We start from the raw sequence: 17,952 nt of genomic DNA on the forward strand, positions 1-17,952 counted from the left end.
CAGATGCGGTGAAGGCCTCGAGGTGTGAGGGGCGCCAGGTCTGTGGGGGGATCAGCGCTGCTGCGTGATGGCCTTGACCAGCTCCAGCGCCTGATCGATGGCCTGCCACACCTGCATGGGGCTGAGAGCTTCCTGGTTCGTCTGCAGGCTGCGCTTCGCCGCGCGCTCCAGCGGCTCCAGGGCATCCTGGATGAGCACGAGCTGCCGGGGCAGATCCACGGGCAGCGCCCCGGAGGCGGCCCGCGCGAGCGCTGGCGCGACCTGCACCGGCCGCTCCGCCATGGCCGCCACGGCCTTGGTGAGCTGCTCCATGTATGGCGCCATGTCCGCCGCGGGCGCGGAAGCCACCGGGGCGGTCGCGGGCTGCAGCGACCGCTCGGCCAGGGCCTTCAGCACCTTGGCCAGGTGCTGGAGGTACGGCGAGAGGTCCGGTCCCGGAGGCACGTTCACCACCGGCGCGGGAGCCGGAGGCGGCGGGTTCTCCTTCGCCTCTCGCGCCACCTTGGCCACCTCGAGCACCGCCTCGCGCAGGGCCTCCAGGCGCGGCGTGACGGCGGCCACCGGATCGGCGCCGGGCTTCTTGTCCTGCTGGCCCTTGCGCACCGTCTCCGCCGCCTGCGACACCGCCTGGCTCACCGCGCTAAGCTGCTCCTCGATGGCGCTGAGCTGGCCGGTGACGCGGGCGACCGGATCGTCCTCCTTGCCGCCCATGCGCTTGACGCGCGCGAAGCCCTGCTTGATCTCCTCCCAGCGCTTCGCCTTCTCCGCCGTGAGCCGGCCGCGCAGCTCCTGCATCTTGAGCAGGTTCTGCTCCGCCGCCGTGGTGAGCGTCTGGGACTCGCCCTGGTAGTGATCGTCGATGAGCCGCTCCAGCTCTTCGTCGGTCATCGCCGCCACCACCTTCTCGGCGAGCTTGCCCATGTTGCGGTAGCTGCCCTGCAGCTTGAACGGGGGCTCGGTGCGGAAGCGCTCGTCCTGCGCCGCCGAGGCGATGTACTGCAGGTTCACCTTCAGCAGCACCTTCTGCACGCTGAACAGCCGCTGCAGCACCGAGGAGATCTCCTGGATCTCCGCGGCCGCGTAGCCGTGCGACAGCTCGCTGCTGTTGATCTCCTCGCCGCGCGCCATCCGGATGAACTTGTGGATGTCGCCGGGGTCCCGCGTGGCCAGCGGCGCCAGCGCCGGATTCGAGGTCAGCGCGTTCTCGATGTAGCTGAGCGCGAACAACTCCTCCTTGCCGTCGAGGATGTCGCCCAGGTTGTACGTGTCGGCGCGGTTGGCGAGCATGTCCGGGATGCGGAAGCGCTCGCCCGTCTCGGTGTACGGGTTGCCCGCCATCACCACGCAGAACTTCTTGCCGCGCAGGTCATACGTGCGCGTGCGGCCGTTCCACACGCCTTCGATCCGGCGCTGGCCGTCGCACAGCGAGATGAACTTCTGGAGCAGCTCCGGATCCGTGTGCTGGATGTCGTCGAGGTAGAGCATCACGTTGTTGCCCATCTCGAACGAGAGGTTGATGCGCTCCACCTCCTGCCGCGCGGTGGCGTTGGGCGCCTCCGCCGGATCCAGCGACTTCACCGCGTGCCCCAGCGCCGGGCCGTTCACCTTCACGAAGGTGAGCCCCAGCCGGCTGGCCACGTACTCCATGAGCGTCGTCTTGCCGTAGCCGGGCGGAGACATGAGCAGCAGCATGCCCATGCGGTCGGTGCGCTTGTTCTCTCCTGCCGCGCCCAGCTGCTTGGCCAGGTTCGCGCCGATGAGCGGCAGGTACACCTCGTCGATGAGCCGGTTGCGCACGAAGGAGCTGAGCACCTTGGGGCTGAGCTCCTCCAGCCGCAGCTTCCGGCGCTCGCGATCCAGCAAGTCGCGAAGCAGCGCGCGGTAGGCATGGTAGGCGGGCACCCGGAGCTGCCGGAACTCGCCCAGCCGCGCCAGGAACTCATCCAACCGAACCATCATCTTGCGGTCGGTGATGCGCGGGTGCTGTCCCAGCAGGCCCGTCACTTCCAGCGAGCTGAGCGCGCCTGCCTCCTCGCGATCCAGCTTGCGCTCGGTGAGCAGCAGCACGGCGGCCTCCAGGGCCACATAGGCTGCCTCGCCAGGGCCCCCCTCGCGCTGGGCCAGGTAGCCGGCCAGCCACGCCCGGGCAATGCGCAGGCGCTCCGGCAGGTTCTTCTCCAGGCTTCGCAGATCGTCCTCGAAGGCCGAGCGATTGCCCTGGCGCTCCAACTGCGCGCTGAAGGCGTCCCGCAGCGCCACCGCCTCGCCGCTGGTGGTGAAGCGCGGCCGGTCGGCGCCCAGCTCCTCCACGAGGTAGCGGCCAGCCTGACGGGCCTCCGCCGGCGAGTGCGCGATCTTGTGCGCTGTGAGGAAGGCCTCCACGCGCTCGCCCATCTCATCCCCGAGCGCCACCAGCTCCGCCCCGCTGGCGAACACAGTGCGCAGCCGGGCCAGGCTGCGCGCCCGGCGGTGGAGGACGGCGCGACCCGCCTCGTCCGTATCGAAGGCCCAGTAGAAGGCCGCCCAGGCGCGCGGCGTGGGAGCGAAGCGCAGCAGGCCCGCGCCCTGGTGCAGGTGCAGCAGCTTCTCCAGGATGGCGACGGCGTCCGTGTCGTGGATGCCGCGCTCGTAGCCCTCGTCGAACTTCTCGGCGGAGTAGGCGCGGATGCGCTCCAGCAAGGTGCCCGAGGTCGAAGCCTCGTGCAGCGCCGTCAGGCCCAGGCCGCCCTTGCCCTCCTCCGCGTCCGACAGGATGCACGCGGCCAGGTACTCCGAGCGGTACACCTCGCGCGTCTCGGAGACCAGGTGCTGCTCCCACAGCTCCTTGTACTTCTCGAGCGCCGGATCCTCGAGCCGCACGGCGTAGTCCGTGCCGGACAGCTGCATGAACAGCGCGCCTTCGCGCGGAACCAACGTCAGGTCCAACGCCTGGGTGTTGACGTTGAAGCGGTACTTACCGAACTTGATGACGGCCTGGCCGTCCTCGAAGAGATCCTGGCGATCTCGCAGGGCCCGGAGCGCGTCCTGGCGCGCCGTCTTCACCCGAGAGAGCACCTCGTCCGAGCGGACGCTGTCCTGCAGCTCCATGAGCTGATCGGCCAGCTGCCGCAGCTTCTGGATCATCGCGTCCGAGGCGAAGTACGTGTTCAGCTCGTCGTCCGACTTGAAGGACTTGGCCCGGCGCTGCACGCCCACGAGGATGCGCTCGGCGGCGCTGAACAGGTTCTGCGCGCGGCGCTGGCGCTCGTCCACCAGGGCCTGCTTCTTGGCGCCGAAGGCCTCGAGCAGCTCCTCGCGCTTCTGGGTGATCGGCTCGAGGAACTCATCGAACTCGCCGAAGCGCCCCTCCAGCTCCTCGAGCTGGACGGTGAGGCGGCTCATGCCCTCGTCGCACTTCTCCGGAGAGTCCGCCACCGACAGCGCGCTCTCGATGTTCTGCCCGAGCAGCTTGAACTGGGCGCCGAACTCCGCCCGCTTCTCGCGGCCCACCAGCTCCTTGCGCTTGACCTGCAGGCCCGCGCGCACGCGGTTGAGGCGCGAGAACAGCTCGGAGATGCCCTCGAGGATCTTCGCGCGCGCCAGCGGATCGCCCACCTGCAGGCTGCCCACCACCTCGCCCAGCACCTCCAGGCCCTTACCCACCTTCTCGATGTCCTCGCCCAGCGGCGCGAGCTCCATCGTGGTCTGCACCGGCTCCAGCTTGGCGAGCAGCACGTCCAGCCGCTCACCCACCGGCTGCAGCGCCTCGCCCTTCTGGAAGAACTCCACGCACCCGGCGCTGACCCGGTCCGTCTCCTCGATGATCTGCTTCTCCAGGCCCTCTACCCGGCCCAGCTCGATGTAGCGGATCTCCTTCAGGGTGATGAGGTGCCCACGCTGCTGACGCAGCTCGGTGAGCGCCTGCATGTACGCCTCGGCGTTCGCCAGCTCCTCGGGCCGCACCTTCAGCAGCAGGGACGCCTGCTTCGCGTCCGCCTCGGTGATGGCCTCGGTGGCGCGCTTGCGCAGCGCCTGCACCTTCTCGAACTCATCGATGATGAGATCGGCGGTGCGCCGCAGCGCCTCCATGGGCGCCTGGAGCCCCGTCTCCGCGTGCCCCAGCCAGTAGTACGCATCCAGCGCGCGCGTCACCCCGGCGATGAGGTCCTCGTAGGTGCGCCGGCTGGGCTTGTCCGTCTTCGCGACGCGCTGGAGCGTGAGCGCGTCGGAGATACCGCGCACCAGCTCCGCGTTGCCCACCTTGCCCAGGTAGCCCGGAGCCGGGGGCGTGGCGGCGGCGTGCTCGGCGGAGACGAAGGGCGTCTGCCACACCTGCATCGGATGCACGCGGGTGGGCTCGTTCGTGGCGGCACGGAACACCACCAGGCGCCCGTCCGCGAAGGTGCTGAAGCCGTGCGCCAGCAGCGGGTTCTGTACCTCCTTGCGGACCAGGTTGTACGGGAAGAGGACGTAGCTGCCCTCGTCGCGGCGATAGAAGATGTAGAGGACGTCCTCTCCGTTGGGAGAGCGGATGGCCTGCTTGAACTCCATCCCCTCGGAGGTGCCCTCGAAGACCTTGTAGTCGCCGGTCTGCAGGTAGAAACCACCGGGGAAGATGACGCCCTGATCCTCCGGGAGCCGGACACACGCCTGTCCGATGGCGTCCACGCGCACCACGTGCTGCGTGCGCGTGTTGAAGACCAGGTAGCGGTGCGCCCGCTCGCGGAACGGCAGCACGCGCAGCAGGATGAGGCCGCCTACCTTCGCGTAGGCAACCTCCGCGTCGTCCAGCGACTGGTCCGCGTCATCTACCTGCTCGCTGTAGATGCCCAGGCCCGAGCTGGTGTTGTTCTCCACCTTGATGGTGAGGTCGCCCTTCACCGTCTCGACGAAGACCTGGTCCAGCACGTTGACGTGCGGGTGGGTGCCCAGCACGTAGTTCTCGCGCGTGGCCACCGTCCACTCGAAGTCGTGCGACGGCGGGAAGACGTGGTCTCGCTCGCCCTGGTTGTCGACGTAGGTGGCCCGGCCCTCGACGTCCACGCTGAAGCGGAAGACCTTGATGTCGCGCAGCGACTGGCCCGTCTGGAAGATGGCCAGCAGGCGCGACTCGGTGCGCCGCAGCTGCGTGAGCTTCGCGTCCTTGTAGTACTTGTAGAGCTCGCCGAAGTCCTTGACGAAGCGCGGATCGGCCAGGAAGCCGCCCGCCTCGGTGGCGGGCACGGGCGAGAAGTCGAAGCCCTCGGCCGTCTTCTCGAACTTGTGCAGCGAGAAGACGTCCGCGACCGCCGTCTCCTTCTTCAGGCCGATGAAGACGTTGTAGCCGAAGAGCAGGTACTTCCCGACGCTGACGATGTCGCGCGGGACGCAGTTGTTCTCCGTGCGGACCCGCTCGTTCCCGATGACGGTCAGCTCCGTGCCGCCGAAGAGCGCCTTGCGCCGCGTGTTGAGGTCCGCGGCCCGGGTGCCCAGCTCCTCCGCTTGGGAGAGCAGGCGGGCGCGGATGACCTCGTAGCTGCCGCCCTCCAGCGTCGTCTCGCCCGCGGGGGCGTTGCCCTGGGGCTTCGCGCCGTCAGTTGCCATGGTGATTCACCGGGATCGAACAGAGATCAAAATCAAAGGGAACACACACCCTCACCCCTGCCCCTCTCCCGTGGGAGAGGGCAAAGGGTGAGGGTCTTCACTGCCGCTTCGCGCCTGCGACTACTCGGCCAGCTTCTCGCCGGAGACGGGGCGCGAGCTGCCCTCCACCACGGGCCGCGTCTGCGCGGCGGCCGCCGGAGGAGGAGCGCTGCTCACCATGCGGTGCAGCAGCGCCGCCACCGCCAGGTTCTGCGCGTCGTTGGTCAGGCCCGGCTTGGAGAGGATCTCCTTCAGGTCCGCCGGCAGATCCTTCTCACCGGACAGGTAGCCCTGCATCACCGTGCGCAGCGAGTCGCTGTGCTCCAGCGCGCCGTCCACCGAGGTGCCGATCGACACGGCCTTGACGAACCGCTCGAAGAACTGGCCGTCGCCGCCGACGATCTGGAACTTCGCGTGGCTGAAGGCCTCCGCGAGCACCTTGGACTGGGCCTCGGCCATGTCCTTGCGGACCCGGATGGCCTCGAGCTCCACATCGCGCTCCTTGGCCAGCCGCAGGCGGAACTCCTCGTGCTCGCGGCCCACGCCGTCCAGCGCCTTCATGGAGGCGGCCTTCTCGGCCAGGCCCTTCGCCTCGGCCATCAGCTTCTCCTGCGTACCGTTCGCCTCGGCCATCATCTTCTCGCGCACCGCGTGCGCCTCGGCCTCGCCGCGCTTGTGGATGGCCTGAGCCTCGGCCTCCTGGATGCGGGCGTGCGCCAGGCCCTTCTCCTGCTCGCCAGCGGCCTCCGCCAGCAGCTTCTTCTGGGTGGCCTGCGCCTCGGCCTCCTGGATGCGGGCCTTGGCCAGACCCTTCTCCTGCTCACCGGCGGCCTCCGCCAGCAGCCGCTCGCGGACGACCTCGGCCTGCGCCTGGCCCTGCTTGCGGATGACCTCGGCCTCGGCCTCCTTCACGCGCACCTGCGCCATGCCCTGCTTCTCGCTGGCCACCGCGTCCGCCTCGCGCACGCGCACGTTGGCCAGGCCGGGGGCGGCCGTCTCGGCCTGAACGCCCTCGGCCAGCCGCGCCTTCGCCTTGGCCGTCTTGTCGGCGGCCTCGAGGTCCGCCTCGGCGAGGATCAGCCGCTCCTTCGCCATGTTCTTGGCCACCTCGGCGCTGACCTCCGCGGCCTTGATGTCCTTGACCAGCTTCTCCTGCGCCTCCGCCTCGGCGTTGATGATGGCCGCGTCCTTGTGGCGCATGGCCTCGGCCTTCACGCGCAGGTCCTTGATGCGCTCCTCCTCCTCGGCCACCGTCTTCTCCACGGCGATGCGCGCGCGGACGACGTCGGCGATGAGCTTCTTCTCGCCCTCGAGCGCCTTCTCCTTGGCGATGCGCTGCAGCTCCGTCTCGCGCTCGCGGTTGATGGCCTCCAGCGCGCGATCCTTCTCCACGCGCTCGGTCTCCACGCCCACCACGCGCTCGCGGTTCTTCTCCGCGACCTCGATCTGGCGCTGCTTGTTCTGCTCGTTGATCTGGATCTCTTCCTCGGCCTTGATGCGCGCCAGCTCGCTCTTGGCGTGCTCCTCGCTCTTCACGCGCTCGGCCTCGGCCGTCTCGCGCGCCTGAATGCTCTCGATCTCGCGCTTCTGCTTGGCGGCCGCCTCGGCGCGCTGACGGTCCAGGGCGAAGATGGCCTCGTCCGCCTCGACGTTGCGCTTGGTGATGGCCATGCGCTCGTTCTGGCGCAGCTCGTTGGTGCTGACGTTCTGCACCGTGGTCAGGTCGGTGATCTTCCGGATACCGACAGCGTCGAGGATGTTGTCCTTGTCGAGCATCTCGACCGGGGTCTGCTCCAGATAGTCGATGGCGCAGTCCTCGAGCATGTAGCCGTTGAGGTCGCGACCGATGACGCGGACCACCTGGTCCTTGATCTCCTCACGCTTGGTGTAGAGCTCCTCGAAGTCGAAGCTCTTGCCCACCGTCTTGAGGGCCTCGGAGAACTTGGCCTCGAAGAGGTTCTCCAGCGTCGACTGGTCGCTGGCGCGCACGCAGCCGATGGCGCCGGACACCTTGAGCACGTCCTCGCGCGTCTTGTTGATGCGCACGAAGAAGGTGACCTTGATGTCCGCGCGGATGTTGTCCTTGCAGATGAGGCCTTCCTTGCCGCGCCGGTCGATCTCCACCGTCTTCAGCGAGATGTCCATCACCTCGGCCCGGTGGATGATGGGGATCACCACCGCGCCCGTGAAGGTGACGGTCGGCTCGCTCTTGAGCGTGTTGATGATCAGCACCTTGCCCTGGTCCACCTGGCGGTAGAACCGGGCGATGATGACGAGGGTGCCGAACAGCAGAACGCTGCCGACGCCCACGGCTCCAGCTACGGTAGGGAGATCCATTGCTTTCCTTCTGATTAAGAACCGGCGGGCTTTGTAATACGCGCTCGGAGTCCCCCGCAAACAGCCCCCGAGCGGCCGATGAGGCGACGCGGGCGCGTCGCCGAAAGTTCCAAAAACCTAGTGAGCGCGGTCCCTTGCGCGGGCGGCGATGGCGGCGGCCCGCGAGGGATCCTGAATCTGGGCTACTTCCTCGGGCAGCAGCCAGTCGACCGGCTCCACCTCGTAGATGTCCTTCTCCGGGTCGTATCCCAGGATGAGCGCCTGGTCCCCGCGCTTGAGCTGGTTCTCCTTGGCGCAGAAGACGTTGAGGATCATCCCCGCGCTGCCATCCTCGAAGGTGGCGTGCCCGAAGTTACCGCTGACGCTGCCGCTGTTGATGATGCACACGCGGCCCATGAGCGAGTCGCGGCCCGGAGCCTTCTGGGCGACGAAGATGGGACGCAGCGGGCGCACGGCGAGGGAAGCCAGGAGCGTGCCCAGCACGAAGCTCAAGAGCGCCACCCCACCGCTGATGGCGACGGTGGGAAGGATGGAGCCGAGCAGATCGAACGCCACGTTGCGGCCCATGAGGGACAGGACCCAGGAGGCGAAGATGACGAAGCTGCCGGAGATGGTGATCGGAATGCCGGCGAAGCCGAGCGCCTCGGAGAGGCCTCCGCCATCCGCGTCCATGTCGTGACCGCTGGCGGCCTTGGCACCCTCCATCGTCCCGGAGGCCTTGGCGCTGCCCACGAGGCCCTCGGCGGCTCCCTTGGAGCCACCCAGCAGCCCCTCGGCGGCGCCCTTGGCACCACCCTCGAGCAGGCCCCCGGCGGCCTTGGCGGCTCCTTCCAGGGTTCCCCCGGCGGCCTTGGCGGCGCCGGACACGTCTCCATCGAGGATGTCCACCCCCACGGCCCCGAGGATGACGCACGTCCAATACGTCAGCGTCACCCCCAGCAGGATGGTGAAGAAGACGGTAGGGAACGCCAGGATCGATTCGAGGAAGGTGGTCATCGGTCCCACGACAGGAGTTTCGCGGAAGTCTAGACCAGGGCCCCACCCCTCGGGGAAGCCCTCCCCCGCGGAAGCCTGCCTGCCCTGGGTGCCACCTGCCTGTAGCGCTTTGCAACAAGGAGCCGGGCTGCGCAGCTATCGAGGATGACTCAGATCGAGCGGCTGCAGAGCGAGGGAGTCCGGCGGGTGGGGAGCCCGAAGCGGGGCTTCCGGTACGTTCGCTCGGACGGTCGCCCGGTCGCCCGCCAGGAGCGCGAGCGCATCGAGGCCCTGAAGATTCCGCCCGCCTGGACGGACGTGGCGATCTCACCTTCCGTGAAGGCGAAGTTGCAGGCGGTGGGAAAGGACGGCGCGGGACGGTGGCAGTACCGCTACAGCGAGGCGTTCTCCCAGCGGCGGCAGGAGGCGAAGTACCGGCGCATCGTGGGCTTCGCGCGAGCCCTGCCGAAGATCCGGCACCGGGTGAGCGCCGATCTGCGGCGGCCAGGGCTGGGGCGGGACAAGGTGCTGGCGTGCATGCTGCGCATCCTCGGGACCTGCTTCATCCGGCCCGGCAGTCAGGTGTATGCGGAGGAGAACGGCAGCTTCGGGCTGGCCACGCTGCGCGCCAAGCACGTGAAGGTGAAGGGCGACACGGTGTACTTCGACTTCCCGGGCAAGAGCGGCCAGCAGCAACACCGGGAGCTGAAGGATCGGCGCGTGGCAGCAGTCATCCGGCAGTTGCTGAAGGTGCCGGGGCGAGACGTCTTCAAGTTCGTACTGGATGACGGCTTCGTGGTGGACGTGCGGCGCCGCCACATCAACGAGTACATCCGCGAGGTGATGGGGGCGCAGTACAGCGCCAAGGACTTCCGGACGTGGGCGGGGACGCTGATCTGCGCGTGTGCGCTGGCCCGGGCCCGGCAGCGGGTGAAGCAGGCGGCGGCACAAGGGGGCAAGACGGCGGTGAAGAAGACCGTGGTGGCCGCGGTGAAGGAGGCGGCCGAGCACCTGGGCAACACGCCGGCGGTTGCGCGCTCCTCGTACATCTACCCGTCCGTGCTGGCCATGTTCGAGCAGGGCAAGGTCGTGGGCCGCTACTTCGAATCCGTGGAGGAGCTGACGAACCACGAGGGGCCGGACCTGCACTGCTCGGAGAAGTCCCTGCTGAACCTGCTCAAGGACTGCGCGAAGGACACGGCCCTCGTGTAGGGCGCGGGTGGCTCGAGCCGGCCCCCGCCCCGCCGCCGGACTCCAGCGGGGCGGAAGGCACCCGGATTCAGGGCTTCGAGGGCGAGGGCACGTCTCCGGTCAGCACGCAGATCAACGCGACCGGGTCGCACTTCACCGGAAACAGGGGGTTGATGCCCGAGCCCCGCAGCCGGCCCTGCTCCGGGTTCGGATACGGATCGCACAGGTCATCATTCGGCCTCGAGCCCGTCGCGCAGCCCACCACGGGCCAGATGCCCTTCACCTGGTACTCCGCGGTGCAGCCGTTCTCCGTGTAGCGCAGGTCCGCGACGAACTGCGTACCGGGGATCTCCGGCGTGTTGTAGATGCGCAGGTTGGACCACTCATAGGCGAAGCTCTGCGCGGGATCGGCCCCCGAGGCCGGCACCTCCAGGCGCGCCGGTGCGAGCTCCGGCACGGTGCAGAAGTTGTCCGCCCCCGGCAGCTCGCTCGCCAGCGAGCCCAGCGCGTAAGGCTCGTGCGAGGAGTCCGGATCCTGCCGAGAGGAGTAAAGCTCCAGCAGCTCGTTCATCCGCTCGGTGCGGATGGCGACGCTGTCCGGCGCGTTGGGATCGCGATTGAAGTACTTCTGAAGGCCCACGGCCCCGGACTCGAGCTGGGCGCAGACCGCCTCCGGATCCTGCCCCTCCTTCAAGGTGTAGGTGGCGGCGAACGAGCCCAACGAGCCATCCGAGGAGGCCCGCGCCACCGAGCACTGCCGCTCGGGGTCCTGCGTGTTGCAGCCGCTGCTCATGAGCGCCACGGCCACCACGCCCATGCCCAGTTCCATCAGGTTTCGCTTCATGGAAGGTGTTCTCCGGAAGAGCTGGCTAGAAGCTGATCTTGGCGCCGAGGCGGACGGACCGCGGCGACTGGTAGGCAATCGGACGCTTGAAGTTGGGGTTGATCTCCCCGGAGGTGATGGGCGTCGGCGTGGCGGTGGCCGTGACGACCTTCGTACAAGGCTGGGACGCCGGCTGAGACCGACAGGCCTCCAGATCCGCCGCGGTGGCCTGGCCATTCTCCAGGGCCATGACGCGGGTGAAGGTGAAGGTCTGATCCACGGCCGTGTACTGCTGGAAGTTGAAGATGTTGAAGACGTCCAGCGAGAGGCTCAGCGTGTAGTTGCCGGCGAGCTTCTGGTTGTAGGCCAGGTGCCCATCGAAGTTGTGGACCCAGGGCGTCCGTCCAGCAGCGCCGCGCGGAAGGATGAACGTCTCCGAGCCGCTGCGACGCGGGTGGGCGCCCAGGTAGTTGAGCGGCGTGCCGGAGCGACCCCGGTACCCGCCGCCCAGGTTGAGGCTGATGCCGCGGGTGATGTCGATCTCGCGCGCACCGAAGGCCTTGAGGCTGTGGGTGCGATCGCCCGGCAGCAGTCCGTACCGGTTGAAGGTCAGCGACAGCAGGTCGAAGTCTCGCGTGAGGTTGGGCGAGAGCTGTCCGGTGTCCGCGCGGAACAGACCCGAGTAGTTACCCACGAGGCGCGACCACGTGTAGCTGGCCTGGGCCAGCCACTTGTTCGAGAAGTTCTTCTGGTAGTAGAGGCTCACCCCGTCGTACTTGCGGACGGCCTCCGGGAAGTCCGTCGAGTAGCCCTTGCCCGGGTTGCCGATGAAGAAGGTGCTGCCGTCATCCCGGCTCATGTCCTCGATGACGTCGTTGAGCTCGCGGCGCGTATAGGCCAGGCCGAAGCGACCCAGCAGCACCTCGTACTCGGCGCCGACGACGAACTCGTCCACGGACTGAGGCTTGATCTGCGGATCCACGGGGACCCGGTCTCCACCCTCGTCGCCCCAGACCTGGTTGGGGTTCTCCGGGTTGCCGATGACCTGCCGATTCTCGTCGAGGGTGCAGTCGCTCTCCAGGCTGTCGAGCTCCGAGGGCTTGCACGGCGGCGTGTCATACGTGGACGTGAGCAGCTGCTGCTGCGGGAACGAGAGATCCGCCATGTCGAGCGGCACGTTCTCGAAGAAGCGCGCGAAGTTCACGAAGAGCTTCGAGCGCCCCTGCTGCGTGGGGTCGTAGATGAGGCCCAGGCGCGGCGACCACTGGTTGGGCAGGTACAGGCCCACCTTGTCGTCCAGGCCCCAGATCGTCTGCACGTCATAGCGGACGCCGACGTTGAGGGTGACCTTGTCGGCGACGGCCCAGCTGTCCTGAATGAAGCCGCCCATCGTCATCGAGCGGGAGGTGCCCTCCTTGTTCGGGAGGAAGACGGGCTGGTCCGGCGCCTCCAGGAAGCCGTACTGGGTGGAGGTGAAGAAGCACGTGCCGTCAGTGCATTCAGTCCAGGGGGTGCCGCCGGTGCGCGCGCGGTTGTTGTAGAAGCTCGTCCGCTCCAGATCGAAGCCAGCCTTGATGATGTGGTGGCCGGCCGCCTCGAAGAGGTAGGTGCCCAGGACCTTGCCCTGGATGCGATCCAGCTCCTGGATGCTGATGGTGTTGGGCCCGCCCGTCGCGTACGACGTCACCGGGCAGCGCGTCGCGCGCTGGTGCTCGGGCAGCTCCATGGGCGAGTCACAGATGGAAGGATCCAGCAGCGACTCGAACTCCGTGATGCTGTGGTAGTCGCGCACGGCGCGGCCACCGGCCACACCCTCGCGACGGGTGCGCCGCCAGTTGATGCGCGACTGCGACGAGAGCCCCTCCCCCGTGTTCAGCCCCGAGTCATCCGAGGGCAGGATGGAGTCCTCCTGGTGGTGCCAGCCCACCGTGGCGTCGATGAGCAGCTTCTTGTTGAAGAAGGACGAGGACTGCTTGGCCACGAGGTCCAGCGCGTTGTTCTCCCGCTGGGTGGCAATGGAGTTGTAGGCGCCCTGCACGAACGCGGTGCAGGACAGCCCGGAGCACACCTCCGGATCGCCGTCATCGCTGAAGGAGTACTTGCCCTGCCCGCCCGAGGAGCGCGGGACACCGAAGACGGACAGCGACAGGTTGTGATCGGGGCTGAAGAGGTAGGTCAGCTTGGCCGTGTACTGGAGGCTGCGCTCGTCCGCGAACCGGTCGACGCGCGTGCCCTCGATGGGCGTCGAGATCTGGTAGCGGGTCACCGGATCGATCCGAGCAACGCCCGGCCCGCTGCAGCCGTTCTCCACGTCCCGCGCGGTGCAGATGTCCAGCGTGTTGAGCTGGCGCTCCACCCGGATGCGATTGAACGAGGGCGCCACGCCCGCATAGAACCAGAGCTTGTCCTTGACGATGGGGCCGCCGAGATCGAAGCCGAAGTCGCCCAGGTTCCACGGACGGCCCTGGGCGGTGATGACGGTGCCCGAGCTCTGGACCGCCGTCTGCGTCGTCTGCAGGAAACCCGGGGCCACGTTGGCGAAGACCGAGCCGTGGAACTCATTCGAGCCGGACTTGGTGACCACGTTGAGCACGCCACCCGTGGAGCGACCGAACTCGGGCATGTAGCCGCTGGTGATGACGTTGACCTCCTTGACGAACTCCACGGACAGGGGCGTGCCCAGGGTGCCCACGCTGGGGTCATTCACGGACAGGCCATCCACGACGAACTGGCTCTCGGGCGAGCTGCTGCCGCTCACGCTCACGCCGTAGCGGTCATCCACGGCACCGGGGGCCAGCTCGGCCAGGGACTCGAAGGAGCGTGACGCCGAGCCCTTCGAGCCGGGACGGATGACGGGCACGTTCTTGAGGAAGTCGGCGTCGATGCTCACCCCCATCGAGCTGGAGCCCAGGTCCACGGTGGGCGGAGCGGCCGTGACGATCAGCTCCTCGCTCATGGACTCGGGGAGCAGCTCCACGTTGACGCGGATGGTCCGGTCGATGCGCAGAGCGATGGCACCGCGCTCATACGGCCGGAAGCCATCCGCCACCACGCGGAGGGTGTAGTCGCCGGGCGGCAGCTGCGGCAGCCGATACAGGCCGGTCTTGTCCGTGAGGACCGTGCGCTCGCCCTGGAGCGAGGGGGACGTGGCCGTCACGACGGCATCCACGAGTGGCTGCTTGTTCTCCGTGTTGAAGATGGTGCCGGTGATGACCGAGTTACCCTGAGCCAGCGCCCCCGAGCCGAGCAATACGGCCACGAGACACAGCCCACGGGCGAGATGAACACGTCTAGACACGATGACCCCTCCCGACATTTGCGGGGCGCACTCTGTCTCAAACCCGACGTGAGCCCAAATCCCATCTGAGGGGTAGGCCGGAATGACGCGGTGGGCCGATGGCGTCTGGCGCCCACCGGCCACACCTTTGCCGGGTTGTAGCGAATCCAGACGGGGAGTCCGGGTATGCCGAAGCGCGCCTCCAGGAGCCGGGGGGCCAGTCAGAAGCCCAGCGAGCGGGACATCATCCCCGCAGGAGTGGAGGTCTCGGATTTCAACCTCTTCTTCAACCGGGAGCTGTCCTGGCTGTCCTTCAACGACCGGGTGCTCCAGCTCGCCGAGGACAGCTCGGTGCCCCTGCTGGAACGGCTGAAGTTCTGCGCCATCTATGCCCGCAACCTGGACGAGTTCTTCATGATCCGGGTGGCGCGGCTACACGAACAGGCGCGCACGGGAGGGGTGGCGCGGCTTGTCCCGGATGGGACCAGTCCGGGGGAGACGCTCGACAAGCTGCACGCGCGCCTTCACGAGCAAGGGCGGCGCCACAGCCACTGCTTCGAGCGGCTGCTGCGCCCAGCCCTGGCGGACAAGGGGCTGCGCATCCTCTCCATGAAGGAGCTGGACGCGGAGGCCCGGGCGCAAGTGGACCAGCGCTTCCGCGAGCAGATCTTCCCGGTGCTCACCCCGCTGGCCATCGGGCTGGGGCGCCACTTCCCGTACATCTCCAACCTCTCGCTGAGCCTGGCGGTGCTGCTGCGCGATCCGGTGGCGGAGGTGGAGAACGTGGCCCGGGTGAAGGTGCCCAAGGAGCTGCTGCCCCGCTTCCTGCCCATCAAGGGCACCTCGGCCTTCGTCCCGCTGGAGGATGTCATCGCCCACCACCTGGGCACCCTCTTCCCGGGCATGGAGGTGCTCGACTACGGGCTGTTCCGCGTCACCCGAGACGCGGACTTCACCGTGTCCGAGGACGCGGAGGATCTGCTGGTGGCGGTGCAGACCGAGCTGCGCCAGCGCCGCTTCGGGGACGTCATCCGCCTGGAGGTGCAGGCGGGGATGAACCCCAAGCTGCTCGAGCCGCTGGAGGAGGCGCTGGGGCTGGAGCCGCGGCAGGTGTACGCGGAGCAGAACCTGCTGGCGCTGGCGGATCTGCACGCGGTGGTGGCCACGCCCGGCTTCCCCGAGCTGAGGGATCCACCGTGGACGCCCATCACCCAGCCCCGGCTGCGGCCCGAGGTGGACGCGGAGGGCGGCGGCACGGTGATGGCGGCGATGCGCCGGGGAGATCTGCTCGTTCACCACCCATACGAGTCCTTCTCCACCTCGGTGGAGCGCTTCGTCACCGAGGCGGTGGAGGACCCGGATGTGCTGGCCATCAAGCAGACGGTGTACCGCACGTCGGACAGCTCACCGCTGGTGCCCGCGCTCATCCGCGCCACGGAGCGCGGCAAACAGGCGGTGTGCATGGTGGAGCTCAAGGCCCGGTTCGACGAGCGCGCCAACATCCAGTGGGCGCTCTCGCTGGAGGAGGCGGGAGTGCATGTCGTCTACGGCATCCCCGGGCTGAAGACGCACGCCAAGGCGATTCTCATCGTCCGCCGGGAGGGAGAGCGCATCCGGCACTACGTCCACATCGGCACGGGCAACTACAACCCGAAGACGGCGCGGCTCTACACGGACCTGGGGCTGTTCACCACGGATCCGGAGATCGGCGCGGACGTGGCGGACCTGTTCAACTACCTGACGGGCTTTGCCCGGCCAAAGTCCTTCCGCAAGCTGCTGGTGGCGCCGATCAACATGCGCGAAGGACTGCTCGCGGAGATTCGCCGCACGGTGGCCGCCCACTCGGCGGAGCGCCCCGCACGCATCCAGATGAAGATGAACGCGCTGGTGGACCCGGTAATGATCCGCGCGCTCTACGAGGCCTCTCGTGCCGGAGTGAAGGTGGACCTCAACATCCGAGGGATCTGCTGCCTGCGCCCCGGGCTCGCGGGCGTCTCGGAGAACATCCGCGTGGTGTCCACACTGGGGCGCTTCCTGGAGCACGCGCGCATCTACTTCTTCGATCGGGGTGGCGAGACGCGGTGCTTCATCGGCTCGGCGGACCTGATGCCGCGCAACCTCGACCACCGCGTGGAGGCCTTCACGCCCGTGGAGGATGCGAACCTGCTCTCCCAGATACGAGACCTGCTCGATCGGTGCTTCGCGGACAACACCCACGCGTGGGATCTCGAAGCGGATGGCACCTGGCGCCGGCGGGCACCCCAGGGCGAGAAGCGCTGGGCCCAGAGCGAGCTGATGGACCGCGCGGTGCGCCTGGCTCAGGCCACCACCGGTCGGCCGACGTCCTGAGCGGGGCCGTCGCGCGCCGACTCACATCTTCTTGATGAGGTCGGCGCGCTCCTGGACGGCCTCCATGGTGTCCAGGCTGAAGCTGCGCGCGTGCCCCACGTCGTCCTTGAGGAAGGTGGCGACGCTCTGGGCCTGCTCCTGGACCGCGCGCTTCCGCTTGGGCGGCAGCGGGTCGAAGGTGCTGAACGCGACGGTTCCGGAGGACGGATCGAACTCCCAGAAGCCGACCAGTTTGTCCCCATCGAACAGGGTGCGTGCCGAGACGTGCTTCACGTCTCCCAGCGTCGTGCCCTTCGTGTTCCCCCACTTCGTCACCTTCACCCCGTGGTGCTTCAGCTCGGTGAGCAGCCCGGGACCTCCGTGGAAGGTGAGGTAGTTGTCCTCGAACGAGAGCAACGAGATGGAGGTGGCCGCGGGCACCGCCTCCTTCAGGACCGCCACGTCCTGCTCCAGCACGAAGGCCTCGTCGTCGTAGCCCTCCACCACCACCGGCACCACGGGCAGACGCTCCATGGCCGCGCGGGCATCTCGCTGCGACAGCCCTGACCAGGCCGCGAAGCTCGCCACCGCCACCGGCCCGGTCTGCCGCAGGAAGATCTCCGCCAGACGCGCGTTCCGCTCGGCCACGTCGCTCGGAACCTTGGCGCCCGTGAAGGGGTTCTTCGCCGGCAGCCGCCAGTGGTAGCGCTCGGTGTCGAGCCGGCCCGTGTCCAGGGTGCGCTCCACCTTGCCCTCGAACTCCAGGTGGCGCAGGGCGGGCGGCAGCGTCGAGGAAATCCCCACCTTCTTACCCTTCTCGCCCAGGCTGCGGACCACGCCCTCGGGCAGGGCCTTGCGCAGCGCGTCCGTCGTCAGTGGCCCCTTGCGCAGCGCCTTGATCACGGCCTCCCCGACATCGGCCAGCTCCTTCTGGGGGACGCCGACCTTCTCCATCTCCTTCTCGATGCGCTTGCGAGACTGGTCCTCTGCGAAGCGCAGCACGAGCGGCACCTGCGCCCGGGGCACCAGATAGATGCAGCCACGCACGGCGGGGATGACCTGGAGCCGGGACTGAGCCACCGCCTCATCGAGGTCCTGCCGGCGCAGGCTGGGCAGGCGCGCACGAACCGCGAGGTAGACGTCCACGCCTCCGAGCGTGCGGGGCCAGCTCGTGGAGGCGACGATCTCCTCGAGGCTCCCCTTCCCCGGCTCGGCGAGCCCTTGCCGGCGGTGCCAGTGCCCACGCGCGCGATCGAGGGTGAGCGTGAGTGCGGGAGTGGAGCGGGCCATGTCGTTCCTCCGAGGAGCGCGCAGTCTAAGCAGATGCCCGTGGAGCAACGGAAGAGACCCATGGAGTAACGTCCCTCTGGGCTTGAAAAGGCAACCCACGGCCCCCCGCTGACGCCTGCCTGGAGGGCGA

General features: G+C 68.2%; 8 protein-coding genes. 2 read left to right on the plus strand and 6 right to left on the minus strand.

What is annotated here, in order from left to right; genetic code table 11:
• Positions 1-51: 51 nt before the first annotated feature.
• The 3 genes from SYV04_RS34565 to SYV04_RS34575 all read right to left on the minus strand — a co-directional run bounded on the left by SYV04_RS34565 (position 52) and on the right by SYV04_RS34575 (position 8,934).
• Entirely contained in the window at positions 52-5,562 is a 5,511-nt protein-coding gene (locus tag SYV04_RS34565; RefSeq protein WP_321550274.1) for a DNA repair ATPase, read from the minus strand.
• A 120-nt stretch (positions 5,563-5,682) separates the two neighbouring features.
• Positions 5,683-7,938, minus strand: coding sequence for a hypothetical protein (locus SYV04_RS34570; RefSeq protein WP_321550275.1), 2,256 nt, complete (start codon positions 7,936-7,938; stop codon positions 5,683-5,685).
• 117 nt (positions 7,939-8,055) lie between these two features.
• Positions 8,056-8,934 (minus strand): hypothetical protein, encoded by an 879-nt coding sequence (locus SYV04_RS34575; RefSeq protein ID WP_321550276.1) that lies wholly within the window; start codon positions 8,932-8,934, stop codon positions 8,056-8,058.
• 144 nt (positions 8,935-9,078) lie between these two features.
• Between SYV04_RS34575 and SYV04_RS34580 the strand changes: the two genes are divergently transcribed.
• Complete coding sequence (locus SYV04_RS34580; protein WP_321550277.1) at positions 9,079-10,125, plus strand: DNA topoisomerase IB; 1,047 nt, start codon at positions 9,079-9,081, stop codon at positions 10,123-10,125.
• Between the two features lie 67 nt (positions 10,126-10,192).
• Here the strand turns inward: SYV04_RS34580 and SYV04_RS34585 are convergent, their stop codons facing one another.
• Entirely contained in the window at positions 10,193-10,948 is a 756-nt protein-coding gene (locus SYV04_RS34585; protein WP_321550278.1) for a hypothetical protein, read from the minus strand.
• A 25-nt stretch (positions 10,949-10,973) separates the two neighbouring features.
• The gene (locus tag SYV04_RS34590; RefSeq protein ID WP_321550279.1) at positions 10,974-14,225 is read right to left on the minus strand and encodes a TonB-dependent receptor; all 3,252 of its coding nucleotides are present in this window, start codon (positions 14,223-14,225) and stop codon (positions 10,974-10,976) included.
• 165 nt (positions 14,226-14,390) lie between these two features.
• Here SYV04_RS34590 and ppk1 point away from each other — a divergent pair, with 165 nt between their 5' ends.
• A complete protein-coding gene (ppk1, locus tag SYV04_RS34595; protein ID WP_321550280.1) occupies positions 14,391-16,553 on the plus strand; it encodes a polyphosphate kinase 1 in 2,163 nt (720 codons plus the stop codon).
• Between the two features lie 21 nt (positions 16,554-16,574).
• Here ppk1 and SYV04_RS34600 read toward each other — a convergent pair whose 3' ends face one another.
• Positions 16,575-17,822, minus strand: a complete 1,248-nt coding sequence (locus tag SYV04_RS34600) for a DNA glycosylase AlkZ-like family protein (RefSeq protein ID WP_321550281.1) — start codon at positions 17,820-17,822, stop codon at positions 16,575-16,577.
• Positions 17,823-17,952 lie beyond the last annotated feature (130 nt).

This window comes from Hyalangium ruber (assembly GCF_034259325.1).
In the GTDB taxonomy this organism is placed as follows: domain Bacteria; phylum Myxococcota; class Myxococcia; order Myxococcales; family Myxococcaceae; genus Hyalangium_A; species Hyalangium_A rubrum.

Bases quoted from the DNA above. Each gene is read 5' to 3' on its own strand.
- SYV04_RS34565 (WP_321550274.1), bottom strand. From the start codon at position 5,562: ATGGCAACTGACGGCGCGAAGCCCCAGGGCAACGCCCCCGCGGGCGAG.
- SYV04_RS34570 (WP_321550275.1), bottom strand. From the start codon at position 7,938: ATGGATCTCCCTACCGTAGCTGGAGCCGTGGGCGTCGGCAGCGTTCTG.
- SYV04_RS34575 (WP_321550276.1), bottom strand. From the start codon at position 8,934: ATGACCACCTTCCTCGAATCGATCCTGGCGTTCCCTACCGTCTTCTTC.
- SYV04_RS34580 (WP_321550277.1), top strand. From the start codon at position 9,079: ATGACTCAGATCGAGCGGCTGCAGAGCGAGGGAGTCCGGCGGGTGGGG.
- SYV04_RS34585 (WP_321550278.1), bottom strand. From the start codon at position 10,948: ATGAAGCGAAACCTGATGGAACTGGGCATGGGCGTGGTGGCCGTGGCG.
- ppk1 (WP_321550280.1), top strand. From the start codon at position 14,391: ATGCCGAAGCGCGCCTCCAGGAGCCGGGGGGCCAGTCAGAAGCCCAGC.
- SYV04_RS34600 (WP_321550281.1), bottom strand. From the start codon at position 17,822: ATGGCCCGCTCCACTCCCGCACTCACGCTCACCCTCGATCGCGCGCGT.